This window comes from Nocardia brasiliensis IFM 10847 (assembly GCF_000710915.1).
In the GTDB taxonomy this organism is placed as follows: Bacteria; Actinomycetota; Actinomycetes; order Mycobacteriales; family Mycobacteriaceae; genus Nocardia; species Nocardia brasiliensis_A.
This window is the reverse complement of sequence record NZ_BAUA01000213.1, coordinates 19576-33087: the sequence shown is the minus strand read 5'-3', so window position 1 is coordinate 33087 and position 13512 is coordinate 19576. Positions and strand designations below refer to the sequence as shown.

The window sequence follows — 13512 nt, the reverse complement described above, 5'->3', positions numbered from 1 at the left end:
GCCCGGCGTATCAGCCGCCGCAGGACGCGCCCCAGCCGATCAACCCCAACATGACCCACCGGGCGGACAGCTCGAACATGCCGCCGGTGCGGGCCAGGGCCTCGACCGCGGCGATCGCGCGCGCCGATCGGCTGCCGGCCGGCGGACTCTCGATCGGCCGCACCACCGACAACCAGATCGTCGTCAACGATCCGCTCGCCTCGCGTAAGCACGCGCGCCTCGTCGCCACCGCCGAGGGCCTCACCCTCGAGGACCTCGGCTCGGCGAACGGCACGTTCGTCAACGGCCACCGGCAGCAGCGGGTGGTGCTGCGCGAGCGCGACATCATCACCGTCGGCAATGTCGACTTCGTGGTCCAGCAGGGCACTTTGGTGCACCGGCAGAAGCCGGTGGCCGAACAGGGGCTCGCGGTGCACGGCGTCGGATTCACCGTCGAGGGCAACAAGCAACTGCTCGTCGATGTGAACATGCAGGCCAGCCGGGGCACGCTGACCGCGTTGATCGGTCCGTCCGGCGCGGGCAAATCCACGCTGTCGCGGTTGATCGCGGGTACCACCCGTCCGTCAGGCGGTGTGGTCACCTTCGAAGGACGCAATCTGCACGCCGAGTACGAGGCGTTGCGCTCCCGCATCGGCATGGTGCCGCAGGACGACGTGCTGCACCGGCAGCTCACCGTGCGCCAGGCGCTCGGCTACGCGGCCGAGCTGCGGCTGCCGCCGGACAACAGCAAGGCCGACCGGCAGCAGGTGATCGACGGTGTGCTGAAAGAACTTTCGCTCACCGAACACGCCGACACCCGGGTGGACCGGCTCTCCGGCGGCCAGCGCAAGCGCGCGTCGGTGGCGCTGGAGCTGCTCACCGGTCCGTCGCTGCTGATCCTGGACGAACCCACCTCGGGTCTGGATCCGGCGCTGGACCGTCAGGTCATGGTGATGCTGCGCGAGCTGGCCGACGCGGGTCGCGTGGTGATCGTGGTGACGCACTCGGTCGCGCACCTGGACATGTGCGATCAGGTGCTGTTGCTCGCACCGGGCGGCAAGACCGCCTACTGCGGTAACCCGGCGGGTGTCGGCGCGGCGCTCGGCACCAGCGACTGGGCCGAGATCTTCGCCAACGTGGCGGCCAACCCGGACCAGGCGTTCGCGGCCTACCGATCCCGGCAGGCGTTCGCGCCGCCGCCACCGCCGCCGCCCCAGCAGTACGGTTCGGTGGGCTCACCACCGCAATCCAGTGGCGGGAAACAATTCTCGACGCTCTCGCGCAGACAGATCCGGCTGATCCTGGCCGATCGCGGATATCTGATCTTCCTCATCGTGATGCCGTTCATCCTCGGCGCGCTGTCGCTGGTGGTGCCCGGTAAAGACGGTTTCCAGCGGGGCGCGCTGAAGGCGCTGCCGGACGGCAGTTTCGTACCGCAGGGCGGCGGGGAGACCCAGCAGCTACTCGTGGTGCTGATCCTCGGCGCCTGCTTCATGGGTTCCACGCTCACCGTGCGTGACCTGGTCGGCGAGCGCACCATCTTCCAGCGCGAACGCGCGGTCGGGCTGCTGCCCTCGGCGTATCTGCTGGCGAAGATCGCGGTGTTCAGTTTCACCGCGCTGCTGCAGTCCGCGGTACTGGTCGGCATCGTGCTCGCGGGCAAGAAGCGTCCGGGCGAGGGCGCGGTGCTGGCCTCGGGCAGCGCGGAGCTGTACATCGATATCGCGTTGACCGCGGTGTGCTGTGTCGTTGTCGGACTGCTGCTTTCGTCGCTGGCGAAGTCGAACGAGCAGGTGATGCCGCTGCTCGTGGTCGCCATCATGTGCCAGCTGGTGATGGCGGGCGGCCTGATCCCGGTCACCGGCCGGGTGGTGCTCGAACAGGTGTCCTGGCTGTTCCCGGCCCGCTGGGGTTACGCGACGGGCGCCTCCACGGTGAACATTCGCGAAGTGTTCATCAACGCGCAGCCGGACAAGTTGTGGGAGCACACGCCGGGCATCTGGGCGCTGGACGTGGGCGTGCTGATCCTGCTCACTGTCGTGCTGGCCGTCATCACCTGGCGGCGACTGCGGCTGAAGAAGTCGGTGGCCTGATGCCGGTGCGATTTTCCGGCCACTACCGGGGGCTGCGGACAAGAGCGAGCATCTCGGCCGCATACCAGGCACACTTATGCCTGTGACGGTGCGAGTAGGGGCGGTACATCTCGGCTGGGATGTGGTGTCCGTAGCCGCGGGTGGCGGGGGCACGCCGATCCGCCCGGTGCAGGTGGAGGGTATGTGGACACCGCCCGCGTATTTGCTGGCGGATTCTTCGGGGCGGTTGCACACCGCCGGGGTGGACCGGCAGCGGCCCGACCTCGGCATGGCGATCGCCGATGTGCGCGACATCCTCGGCCACCCGCAGATCGTGGTGGCCGGTGCGACCTGGCCCGCGGAGCTGGTGTTCCGGGCTCGGATGTACAACCCGCTGGCCTCGATCGGTAAGCATCTGCGCGGCAAGCCCGACCTGGTGGCGCTGCCGTTCCCGGACGGCTGGCCGGACGAGAAGGTCGAGGTGTACGCCGCGCTGGTGGAACAGCTCGACGTGATCGTCGAGCCGCTGCCGGAAAGCATCGCGTTGTCGGGGTACGTGCGCGCGCTCGGTCTGGTGCATCCGCCGGATCAGGCCAGGCCGAACGGCATCGGCGCGACCGGCGTGTACTCCGACGGCCGGACCGTGCTGGTGGTCGCGGTACACGGCGACGACGAGCAGCCGACCGAATCGGTCGACGTGCCGGTGAGCCCGGAATCCATGCGAGACGCCAGGTCCGCGGACAATGTGGTGATCGAGGTGATGGCGGCGGCCCGCCGGATCGGCGCGGACACCTCGACGGTGCTGCTGTCCGGCAATGTGTGCTTCAACGAAGCCTTGCGGCTGGCCTTCCAGAACCATCTCGGGCACCGGTTGCAGGTCGCCGATCACCCGATGCACGCGCTGGTGCTCGGCGCCGCGCACCTGCTGGTCACCGATACCGAGATGGACGAACCCGAACCGGGCGGCAGGCATGCCGAGCCCGCGCCGCCGCGCGTCGATCCGACGCAGTACCAGGATCCGGGTCCGCAGCATCGGGACCAGGCGGGGCACTACCGGCCCGAGTCCGCGCCGCCGCAGGCGCCGCCCGGCCAGCGCCAGGCCGGTGCCACCCAGCGGCAGGCGGAATCGCCTCGGCACCAAGCCGAATCCGGTCAGCGGCAAGCCGAATCGCCCCAGCGGCAGGCCGAGTCACCGCAGCGGCAGGCCGAGTCCGCGCCGCGGCGCGCGGATACCGTGCCCCCGCGTCCCGTGCCGCCCGTGCAGTACGGCCCCGGTTATCCGACCCAGGGCGATCTCGACGCGACCACCCGGCTCTCACGCGAAGAAGCCTCGCGCGGACTGCCGCCGAATCTCGCCGAGCTGGGCAGCCGTTTCACCCGGCCGCCGGGACAGCCTGCCGAGGAGCAGCGCGGTCCGGCGGGACCGCCGCAGAGCGGGCCGCCGCCCGGGCCGATGCCGTCCGGCGCGCGTTCGTATCAGGCGCCGCAGTCCGAAGAGCCGGGGCGGCAGGGCCAGTGGCGTGAGCCGGGGTCCGAGCCGGACGACGACGAGGACAGACCCCGCAAGGGAAAACTGTGGAACAAGATGAAGGACAACCTGTTCGGCGCGCACACGGTGGTCGGCGCGGTGGCGCTGGCGGTGGTGGCGCTGCCGGGCAGCGGTGACCGGGTCGAACTCACGGCGGCGGAGACGACGCTGACCGTGGCGCCGGGTCCGGCGGTCGCGGACCTGATCGCCTGCCCGTTGACGCCGTATGTGACCAACGAGGTCCGTCCCGGTATCGCCGCGGTGCGCGGTCACGCGCCCGGAGCGCCGCGCGCCGATCGGCGGGTCACCGAACCGGAATGCGAGCAGCCGGGTGTCGACACCCTGCGCTACCTGCTGCCCGGCCCTCGCCGGGCGATCGACCCGGGGCCGCCGATCGAGATCTGACGCGATTTCGGTCCGGCCTGCCCGGACTGGTATCGTGGCTCGTTGGCGTGCGGACGTACCGGGTAACCGGTCGTGCAATCGAGTCCCGGGTCTCCACCGGCCGCCGGGAGCGTTCGACCACACGCCTGGCCGGCAACACCGACGACAGACAGGGAAGCACTGTGCCTACGTACAGCCCCAAGGCTGGTGACGTGACCCGCAAGTGGTACGTCATCGACGCCACTGACGTAGTGCTCGGCCGTCTCGCCGTCCAGGCAGCGAATCTGCTGCGTGGCAAGACGAAGCCGACCTACGCACCGAACTTCGATGGTGGCGATTTCGTCATCATCATCAACGCCGACAAGGTTGCCATCAGCGGCAACAAGAAGGCGGACAAGCTGATCCACCACCACAGCGGGCACCCGGGCGGCCTCAAGTCGCGCACTGTCGGCCAGGTGTTGGAGAGCCGTCCGGACCGGCTCGTGGAGAAGGCCGTCAAGGGCATGATCCCGAAGAACAAGCTCGGCAACGCGATCGCGGGCAAGCTGAAGGTCTACGCGGGCCCCAGCCACCCCCACGCCGCTCAGCAGCCCATTCCGTTCGAGATCAAGCAGGTGGCCCAGTGACCGCTCCTGAGGAATTCAACGAAGAAGCCGTCGCCGAGGAATTCGACGCTGTCGAGGTCGTCGAGGACGGCGAAGGCTACGACGAGGCCGAGGTCAGCGCGGAGAGCTTCGCGCCGATCGTGATCGACCGCCCGGTGCAGACCGTCGGCCGTCGTAAGGAAGCCGTCGTCCGCGTGCGCATGCTGCCGGGCTCCGGCAACTTCGTGCTCAACGGCCGCACCATCGAGGACTACTTCCCGAACAAGGTGCACCAGCAGCTGGTCAAGTCGCCGCTGGTGACCGTCGAGCGGACCGAGTCCTTCGACATCCACGCCCGCCTGGTGGGCGGCGGCCCGTCGGGACAGGCCGGCGCCCTGCGTCTGGCCATCGCCCGCGCGCTGATCGAGGTCACCCCGGACGATCGCCCCGCGCTGAAGCGGGCCGGCTTCCTGACTCGTGACCCGCGTGCCACCGAGCGCAAGAAGTACGGCCTCAAGAAGGCCCGTAAGGCTCCGCAGTACTCGAAGCGCTGATTTTGGCCTCGTCGTCCGCCGCCATCCGGCACCCTTGGAGGTGCCGGGGGCACAACGGTCGACGGGCAGCTGTACGAGAGCAGGCTTCCAGCAACGGCTGGTTGCCTGCTCTCGTGCTGTATCACCGTGTGGCGTCTGCGCCTTCGCCGGTCGCGTACGCCGCCGTCTCCGGACCGCCGGCGCGCGCCGCCGCGGATCCACGATGAGGGGCTGAGGTATGGGACGTTTGTTCGGCACCGACGGAATCCGTGGGCTGGCCAACGAGTCGTTGAGTCCGGAACTGGCCATGCGAGTTTCGGGTGCGGCCGCACAGATCTTGAGTCGAGGCAAGCAGCGACCGCTGGCGGTGCTCGGGCGCGATTCCCGGGCCAGCGGGGAGATGCTGGAGGCCGCGGTGACCGCGGGCCTGACCGCGACCGGGGTGAACGTGCTCCAGGTCGGCGTGCTGCCGACCCCCGCCGTCGCGTACCTGACCGGTTTGTACGACGCGTGCTTCGGCGTGATGATCTCCGCCTCGCACAACCCCATGCCGGACAACGGCATCAAGATTTTCGCCGCGGGCGGGCACAAGCTCGACGACGCGATCGAGGACCGGATCGAGGCCCTGATCACCGAGGACCTGGTGGTGCGCCCGACCGGGGCGAGCATCGGCCGGGTGGTCAACGCGGTCGGCGCGCGCGATCACGGGCCCGCGGTGCCCGATCAGTACAGCCTGGCCGGTACGCACGAGCGCTATGTCGAGCATCTGGTGGCGGCGACGGCGCAGGATCTGTCCGGGCTGACCGTCGTGCTCGACTGCGCGCACGGCGCCGCGTCCGAGGTCGGACCCGCCGCGTTCCGCGCGGCCGGGGCGACGGTGATCTCGATCAACGCCGAACCCGACGGCCTCAACATCAATGACGGTTGCGGTTCAACGCATTTGGACTCGGTCCAGCAGGCGGTGCGCGAGCACGGGGCCGATCTCGGCTTGGCGCTCGACGGTGACGCCGACCGCTGCCTCGCGGTCGACGCCGCGGGCCGGATCGTCGACGGGGACGCCATCCTCGCGGTGCTCGCACTGGCCATGCACGAGGCAGGCGAGCTCGCACAGCAGACCCTGGTCGGTACCGTGATGAGCAATCTGGGCCTGCACATCGCGATGCGCGCGGCCGGAATCGCGTTGCGCACCACCGCGGTCGGCGACCGGTACGTGCTGGAGGAACTGCGGCGCGGCGGCTACACCCTCGGCGGCGAACAGTCCGGGCACGTGATCTTCCCGCAGTTCGGCACCACCGGCGACGGCATTCTCACCGGCCTGAAACTAATGGCCAGGATGGCCACCACGCGGCGCAGCCTCGCCGAGCTGGCCGCCGTATTGCACACCGTGCCACAGGTTTTGGTGAACGTGCCGGTCAGTGACAAGTCGCTGGTCGCGACGGCGCCGGAGGTGCGGGAGGCGGTGCAGGAGGCCGAGCGCATTCTCGGCGACTCCGGCCGAGTGCTGCTGCGCCCCAGCGGAACCGAGGAGCTGGTCCGCGTCATGGTGGAAGCCACCGACCCGGCCCAGGCCAGGCAACTCGCCGACGATCTCGCCAAGCGGGTCGCCTCGGTCTGACCCGCTCGCTCAGGTGGTTTCGGTGAGCTTGCCGGAATCCATGTGCCAGCGGCGGGTCGCCTGGATGGTGTCGAGCATCCGGCGGTCGTGCGTGACCAGCAGCAGTGTGCCGGTGAAGGATTCGACCGCCTGCTCCAACTGTTCGATGGCGGGCAGGTCCAGGTGGTTGGTCGGCTCGTCCAGTACGAGCAGATTCACCCCGCGGGCCTGCAGCAGGGCGAGCGCGGCGCGGGTGCGTTCACCGGGCGAAAGAGTTTCGCAGGGGCGCAACGCATGTGCGCCGCGCAGACCGAACTTGGCCAGCAGCGTGCGGACTTCGGCGTCGGGCCAATCCGGCATCTGCGCGCCGAACGTGTCGGCCAGCGACACGGTGCCGCGGAACAAGCCGCGGGCCTGATCCACCTCGCCGATCTCGACGCCGGCACCGAGCGTCGCGCTGCCCGTGTCCGGCTCGATCTTTCCGAGCAACAACGCGAGCAGCGTGGATTTACCGGACCCGTTCGCGCCGGTCAACACGATCCGGTCGGCCCAATCGACCTGGGTGGTGACCGGGCCGAGCGTGAAATCGCCCCGGGTGAGCGTCGCGTCGGACAGCGTCGCCACCACCGAGCCGCTGCGCGGCGCGGCCGCGATGGTCATCTGCAACTCCCACTCCTTGCGCGGCTCCTCGACCACGTCGAGCCGTTCGATCCGGCGTTGCGTCTGCCTGGCCTTCGCCGCCTGCTTCTCGGTGGATTCGGCGCGCATCTTGCGGCCCGCCTTGTCCGAATCGACCTTCTTGGGATCGCGTGCCTTCCGACGGGCATTGCGCACACCGTGTTCGAGCCAGTTGCGCTGCATCTGCGCCCGCGCTTCCAAGCCCGCCTTGGTGTCCGCGTACTCGTCGTACGCCTCGCGCGCGTGCCTGCGGGCGATCTCGCGTTCGGCCAGATAGGCCTCGTAGCCGCCGTCGTAGGAACCGACCTGCTGCTGTGCCAGATCCAGCTCGACCACCCGATTCACGGTGCGCGCCAAGAACTCCCGGTCATGACTGATCACCACCAGCGGCACCCGCACACCCGCGACGAACTGCTCGAGCCGGGCCAGGCCGTCCAGGTCCAGATCGTTGGTCGGCTCGTCCAGCAGCAGAATGTCGAAGCGCGACAACAACACCGACGCCAGCCCCGCCCGCGCGGCCTGGCCGCCCGACAAGCCCGTCATCGGGGTTTCGAGGTCGTTCGCCAGGCTGACGGTCAAACCGAGATCGGCCGCCACCTCGTCGGCGCGCTGCTCCAGATCCGCGCCGCCGAGCGCGAGCCAGCGCTCTAGTGCGTCCGAATACGTCGTCGCCGCCTCGTCGCCGCCGTCGGCCAGGCGTTCGGCGGCCTCGTCCATGGCGAGCTGTGCGGTGGTGACTCCGGTTCGGCGACCGAGGAATTGGCGCACCGTCTCACCGGACACCCGCTCGGGTTCCTGCGCGAGATAGCCGATGGTCGCGTCGGGCGGGCTCACCGTGATGCTGCCGGTGGGTGTGCGCCGCTCCGCCAGCATGCGCAGCAACGTCGACTTGCCCGCGCCGTTCACGCCGACCAAGCCGATCACGTCGCCCGGGGCCAGGGTGAGATCCAGATCCTCGAAGAGGACACGTTCGCCGTGCCCGGCCGAGAGGCCGCGTGCGTGCAGAGTGGTACTCACGACTCCGCCTCGCTGGCGCTCGGCTCCGTCGCGCGCACAGGCACGCTGTGTTCTCGGTTCGCTCGCTGGCGCTCGTTCACGACTCCGCCTCGCTGGCGCTCGGCTCCGTCGCGCGCACAGGCACGCTGTGTTCTCGGTGGCGCTCGTTCACGACTGCATTCTGCCGTGTGGGGGCCGGGCGGCCCGCATCGGTGCTCTCGGGGTTGCACCCTGAGCCGGGCGGTGCGGAAATCAGGGTCGGGATCGGTCGCCGGAGCGATGTGCCGACGGGCCGGAATCGGCAGAGTGGAGGTCGAAGAGAACACCGCCAGAGAGGGAAGACCATGACCGCACCTACCCGCCGTTTCACCCGCTCGACCCACGACAAGTGGATCGCGGGCGTCTGTGGTGGCATCGCCGAATACCTGGGCTGGAACGCCAACGTCGTGCGCCTGCTCTTTGTGATCTCGTGCCTGCTGCCGGGCCCGCAGTTCATCATCTACCTGGTGTTGTGGCTGCTGATGCCGAAGAAGTGAGGCCGGTGGGGGCTGCGTCGGACTCCCGCGGATGTCAGTATGGAGCGATGACGTTGTTCGCGGACCATCGCGGAAACCAACGCAGCGCACACCACGAGTCCTGCTGAGGAGTAGCAATGATCACCTCGGGCGAATTGCCGGGTCTGGACCTGCCCGGCATCGACGCGTCCTCATCGCTGGACGGCCTCGGTGCGGTCGAACTGCATCACCCCACCCAGGACATCGACGGCGACGGCACCCTCGACACCATCACCACCACCGGTGAGGAGGCGATGCAGGTCTGGACCGACTACGACCACGACGGCCTCGCCGACCACGTCACCGTGGTGGAAAAAGACGGCGACTACGCCGCCTGGGAGTTCCACCGGCATCCCGACGGCACGTCCGAGTGGGTGCGCACGGATCACGGGAAGATCGGGTCGTAGTTCCCGGTCGGATCAGGTTGTCCCGGCCCGGCTCGCCCATTAGATTTCCGCGTACGCCGTCCGGCGGGAATCGATGGAACCGAACGTCGGAGTGCCGCGTCGAAGAAGGTATGGACACCAGTCGGCGTCGGCACGGTATCGAAGCGCGAGTTCGGACGACGCGGGGACGAAGGGGGCACGATGGGCGGCAGCGTCACGGTGGATCCGGCTGTGCTGCAACAGATCGGGGCCAATCTGAAGTCCTCGGCGGCGGTCCTCGGCAACAAGGTGATCGACGCGCGGCGGCAGGATTTCGGCGCGGCGCAGGCAGGCCGGTCTTACGCCGCCGAGGGGGCCAAGGTGCACGACGGTTTGGCGCGCTTCGCGACCTGGTTGCAGAACTGGCAGGGGGCCGTCGACAAGACGGGTACTCAGATCACCACCAGCGCGACCACCTATGCGACCGTGGACGACGCGAACGTACGCAAGATCACGGCAGTCGGTGTCCAACTCACCTGACGGTTCGCAGGTGGCCGAGCAGCAGCGGCTCCGACGGGGACGAGTGACCAATGGTTGATTACCAGGCCGGCGACAGCGCGACGGTCCAGCAGATGCTGGATAACGGCGCCGAAGGTTTGATGTACTTCGAGAGCTATCTGCCGCGCTACAACACTGTCCACGACAAGTTCGGGTACGGGCGGGCGGATCTGCCCGAATACTCGACACTCTGCGCGCTGTTCGACGCCGAGCGTGAGATGGATCTGGACGCGCTCGGCCAGATCGCCGCCACGGTCAGCACAGTGAACGGCGAGGCCGGCACCGAACTGCACAAGCAGCAGGTCCAGCTGGCAGCGCTGCCCTCGGTGTGGCAGGGCGTGGCGGGGGATGCCGCACGCACCATGCTGGCGGAGCAGATCCGCCGGGCCGAGACCGATCGCGGCACCGCCATTGCCGTCGCGTCGACGCTGTCCGCGGCGGTGCCCGGCCTGCGCAGCGTGGTGAGGAGCAAAGCGGAGACCGTCGCGCGGTACTGGGACAAAGACAAGCCCGATATCGACAACACCGGCCGCAAGGCAATCGACCAATTCATCTACAACGCCGAGAACTACGCCGACTACGAGCTCGGCAGAGACGCCAAGAAGTGGTTGCAGGAGACGTTCGTTCCGCACGTCGACGGCACCGTCGACAACTTCCTGGCGCTGTGCAAGAAGACGGATTCGGATGTGCGCCGCATCTACGGTCAGCTCGCCGATGCGCTCGCGCAGTTGGACACCGGTCAGTATCCGGCGCCGGCCGATGCGCCCGCGCCTACGGAGCAGCCGAAAGGCACTGGTACTCCGGGCACTCCTGGAACACCGGGCACTCCTGGCACGCCGGGAACGCCCGGTACCCCTGGAACGCCGGGTACTCCTGGCACGCCGGGAACACCCGGTACCCCTGGAACACCAGGCACCCCGGGTACTCCTGGCACGCCGGGTACGCCGGGTACGCCCGGAACTCCGGGCACGACGCCTGCTTCCACTGTCCCGGCCGAGACCACGCCCGCTACGACGGCGCCGACCACGACGAAGATTCCCGTACTGGACGGTCTCGCCTCGCTCAGCCAGGTCACGAGTTCGTTGTCGCCGTTGACGTCTTCGCTCACCAGTGCGGTCACCTCCGGCCTCAGTTCGCTGACCAGTAGCCTCGCGACCGGTGTGGACGACGCGCTCGAGAACCTGCAATCGAGTCTGCAGACCACGCCGGTGGACCGGGACAACGACGGCAAGCCGGACCAGCCCGCAGCTGAATTCGATGTCGCCGGTAAGCATTTGAAGTTCGAGATGGGCGCGGACGGGTTGAAGCTCACCATGTCCGACGCGGACGGCAAGCCGCAGGAGTTCAGCCTGAAGCTGGATGAGCATGGGGTGCCGGTACTTTCGGTGAACGAGCCGAAAGCCGAAGGGGAGCCCGTGCCGTCCGACGAACCCGCATCCGACAAGCCGAAGGGTGAGCAGCCCGCGGGTGAGCAGCCGCCACCGGCCGCTGAGGTGCCGCAGTCCAAGGATCCGGCCGCCGCTCCTCGGTCCGAGGAGCCCGCGCCCGCCGCCCCGGACCAGGAAGCGCCTGCGCCGAAAGCGCCTGCGGCGGAGGAGAACAGCGGGCAACCAGGTCTGCCTTCCGGTGTGCCGCCTGCGCGCCGCGAGGAGGACGGTGAGCACAAGCCGAAACCGATGCCCGGCAGCCAAAACCCTGACGCGCCGTTCGACAGCGGAGCCGAACTGGCGGAGGCAGGGCCACTGTGAGCCGGCTCAGCAGTGACAGGTCGGTGGCGCGGTGAACCATGCCTACGAGATCGAATGCATCGTCGAGGAGAATCGGCGCGCGGTGCTCCGCCTGCAGGATGAATACGACGAGATGAAGCAACGCCTCAGCGACCGGGGTGGCCCGGAACTGCTAGCCGCGATCCAAGAAGCCGAAGCCCAAGCCGAGGAAGAACGGGCCCGGCAGGAAGAAGAGGCGCGCGAGCAACGGGAAGCAGTAGCCCGCTCCATCGCCGCCCGGCGCGCCAACCGCGACGTCGCCCCCGTAGACGCGGAAGACGAGGAAGCGGCCTTCTACCAGCGAAAGACCTGGCTGATCTGAGCCGCCCAACCCCCCGCCCCGCCCGGGCGTGTCGGGCCCCGGAGCGTGTCGGTCCGATTGCCGTGCGCGGGTCGGCGCCCGGTTGATGGCGGTGTTGGCGCATCCGCACAGAGGTTGTCGACGGACCGCCTGTGTGTCTCGCGGCGGGTCGAAGTGTGCGGTGTCGAGAAGGTCTGTGGGCGTGCAGTGTTCGGGCTGACGTGGGCGCTGTCGCTGTCGCCTTCGGCCGGGGGAGCGCGCCGATGATCACCAGCCGGCCGCGGCGCGTCAGGCTGTTGCCGTGTACGGGTCGGCGCTCGGTTGATGGCCGGTCGTCACAGAGGTTGTCGACGGCGCGGCGGTGTGTCGTGCGGCGTGTTGGTGTGTGAGGTGTCGAGAAGGTCTGTGACCATGCAGCCGGTCGGCCGATGCCACACTGCTGTTGGGTCTGGCGTCTCGCCGATGTCCCCTGCCCTGTCGCGGCGTGTCGAGCCGGTTGCTGTGCGCGGGTCAGCGCCGGGTTGATGGCGGTGTTGGCTGGTGTTCACAGAGGTTGGCGACGGAGTGCCGGTGTGTCGCGCGGCGAGTTGGTGTGTGAGGTGTCGAGAAGGTCTGTGGGCGTGCGTCGGCCAACGCCGACGCGCCCGCGTAGGCGCCTTGCTGCTTGGGTCCGGCGTCTCGGCGACGGCAGCTTGCCGCTGTTTGGTCCGGCCTCTGAGGGGCGCTGGCGGCGGAGGGTGGGTCAGCGGCGGAGCAGGGAGGCTAGTTGGCCGACCTTGAGTTTGGGGGCGGGGGCTTCTTCTTTGGCGTTGGGGTCGATTACGGCGGTGTGGGGGATGTCGGCGGCGGGGTCGGCGAAGACGCGGTAGGTCTTGTCCCCGGCCAGTTTGGCGAGCAGGTAGCCGGCGAGGAGGGCGCGGGTGGTGCGGGCGGTCTTCGATTCGTGTTTGCCCGCGCCGACGGCGGCCAGGACTCGGCGACCTTCGACGATGCCGTTGTGGGAGGCACCGTCGATGGCGCGCAACACCATGGGTCCGCCCCAGGTGGCGGCCAGGGGGAGCGCGTTGGAACTGACCGAGGCGATATCGGTGGCCCCGGCCAGGATGAGGGCGGGCGTGTCGATGTCGGCGCCGAGCTTCTCGGCGGCCGGGGCGGTCGGCGCGGGGAACAGCGCGGCGACGGCGGCGACCTGCCGCTGGTTCGCCGCGATGACGGCCGCGCCCGCGCCCATGCCGTGGCCGACCAGGGCGAGGCGTTCGGGATGCACGCTGATCGAGCCGTCCCCGAGCCGCACGCCGGTGCAGATGTCCAGGGTGGTCAGCAGGTCGGTGGCCAGGCCGAGGTGCGAGGGGATCGGCCCGCGCTCGGTGTCCGGGGCGGCGGCCACGATGCCCCAGGAGGCCAGGTGTTCGAGCAGAGTCCGGTAGTGCGCTACGCCGGTCAACCAGCCGTGACCGAACGCCACCGCGGGTAGGTTGAGTCCGGATTCCGGCGTGAACACCACCCCCGGCTGCCCGGCGATGGCCAGGTTGCCGCGCAGCACCCGATGGGGGCCGCGGCTGGTCAAGGTGCTCAGGAGCGATTTCACAGACGCCGACACGACGAGAACGTTATCCGATA

The 13512-nt window shown here is 69.0% G+C and carries 12 protein-coding genes; 10 read left to right on the top strand and 2 right to left on the bottom strand.

The genetic code is table 11. The annotated features are described in order from the left end of the window. The 5 genes from NBRGI_RS41925 to glmM all read left to right on the top strand — a co-directional run. On the top strand, positions 1-2072 hold a 2072-nt coding region (locus NBRGI_RS41925), incomplete at its 5' end, for an ATP-binding cassette domain-containing protein (RefSeq protein ID WP_029903697.1). 76 nt (positions 2073-2148) lie between these two features. Then, positions 2149-3984 (top strand): hypothetical protein, encoded by a 1836-nt coding sequence (locus NBRGI_RS45985; protein WP_370627930.1) that lies wholly within the window; start codon positions 2149-2151, stop codon positions 3982-3984. A 161-nt stretch (positions 3985-4145) separates the two neighbouring features. Next, entirely contained in the window at positions 4146-4589 is a 444-nt protein-coding gene (gene rplM, locus NBRGI_RS41915; protein ID WP_014981802.1) for a 50S ribosomal protein L13, read from the top strand. Continuing rightward, entirely contained in the window at positions 4586-5101 is a 516-nt protein-coding gene (gene rpsI, locus NBRGI_RS41910) for a 30S ribosomal protein S9 (protein WP_014981803.1), read from the top strand. The genes rplM and rpsI overlap by 4 nt, the downstream gene beginning before the upstream one ends. A 217-nt stretch (positions 5102-5318) precedes the next feature. Next, complete coding sequence (glmM, locus tag NBRGI_RS41905; protein ID WP_029903692.1) at positions 5319-6695, top strand: phosphoglucosamine mutase; 1377 nt, start codon at positions 5319-5321, stop codon at positions 6693-6695. Positions 6696-6704: 9 nt separating this feature from the next. On the opposite strand, the gene NBRGI_RS41900 is transcribed toward glmM, so the two are convergent. Then, positions 6705-8369 carry an ABC-F family ATP-binding cassette domain-containing protein gene (locus NBRGI_RS41900; protein WP_029903690.1) on the bottom strand — a complete coding sequence of 555 codons (1665 nt, stop codon included), beginning with the start codon at positions 8367-8369 and terminating at the stop codon, positions 6705-6707. 323 nt (positions 8370-8692) lie between these two features. Here NBRGI_RS41900 and NBRGI_RS41895 point away from each other — a divergent pair, with 323 nt between their 5' ends. The 5 genes from NBRGI_RS41895 (at position 8693) to NBRGI_RS41875 (ending at position 11913) form a co-directional block, all read left to right on the top strand. Beyond that, the gene (locus tag NBRGI_RS41895) at positions 8693-8884 is read left to right on the top strand and encodes a PspC domain-containing protein (RefSeq protein ID WP_014981806.1); all 192 of its coding nucleotides are present in this window, start codon (positions 8693-8695) and stop codon (positions 8882-8884) included. 116 nt (positions 8885-9000) lie between these two features. Next, positions 9001-9309: a DUF6802 family protein gene (locus NBRGI_RS41890; protein ID WP_029903688.1), complete on the top strand. Its 309-nt coding sequence runs from the start codon at positions 9001-9003 to the stop codon at positions 9307-9309. A gap of 180 nt (positions 9310-9489) precedes the next feature. Continuing rightward, entirely contained in the window at positions 9490-9807 is a 318-nt protein-coding gene (locus tag NBRGI_RS41885) for a type VII secretion target (protein ID WP_029903686.1), read from the top strand. Between the two features lie 50 nt (positions 9808-9857). Beyond that, positions 9858-11573: a hypothetical protein gene (locus NBRGI_RS48430; RefSeq protein ID WP_029903685.1), complete on the top strand. Its 1716-nt coding sequence runs from the start codon at positions 9858-9860 to the stop codon at positions 11571-11573. Between the two features lie 31 nt (positions 11574-11604). Beyond that, positions 11605-11913 (top strand): hypothetical protein, encoded by a 309-nt coding sequence (locus NBRGI_RS41875; RefSeq protein WP_029903684.1) that lies wholly within the window; start codon positions 11605-11607, stop codon positions 11911-11913. 721 nt (positions 11914-12634) lie between these two features. On the opposite strand, the gene NBRGI_RS41870 is transcribed toward NBRGI_RS41875, so the two are convergent. Beyond that, positions 12635-13492, bottom strand: a complete 858-nt coding sequence (locus tag NBRGI_RS41870) for a dienelactone hydrolase family protein (protein ID WP_029903683.1) — start codon at positions 13490-13492, stop codon at positions 12635-12637. Between the last annotated feature and the right edge of the window lie 20 nt (positions 13493-13512).

What these genes read in the sequence shown, in the direction of transcription:
- NBRGI_RS45985 (WP_370627930.1), top strand. Translation starts at nt 2,149, where the DNA reads ATGCCTGTGACGGTGCGAGTAGGGGCGGTACATCTCGGCTGGGATGTG.
- glmM (WP_029903692.1), top strand. Translation starts at nt 5,319, where the DNA reads ATGGGACGTTTGTTCGGCACCGACGGAATCCGTGGGCTGGCCAACGAG.
- NBRGI_RS41895 (WP_014981806.1), top strand. Translation starts at nt 8,693, where the DNA reads ATGACCGCACCTACCCGCCGTTTCACCCGCTCGACCCACGACAAGTGG.
- NBRGI_RS41890 (WP_029903688.1), top strand. Translation starts at nt 9,001, where the DNA reads ATGATCACCTCGGGCGAATTGCCGGGTCTGGACCTGCCCGGCATCGAC.
- NBRGI_RS41885 (WP_029903686.1), top strand. Translation starts at nt 9,490, where the DNA reads ATGGGCGGCAGCGTCACGGTGGATCCGGCTGTGCTGCAACAGATCGGG.
- NBRGI_RS48430 (WP_029903685.1), top strand. Translation starts at nt 9,858, where the DNA reads ATGGTTGATTACCAGGCCGGCGACAGCGCGACGGTCCAGCAGATGCTG.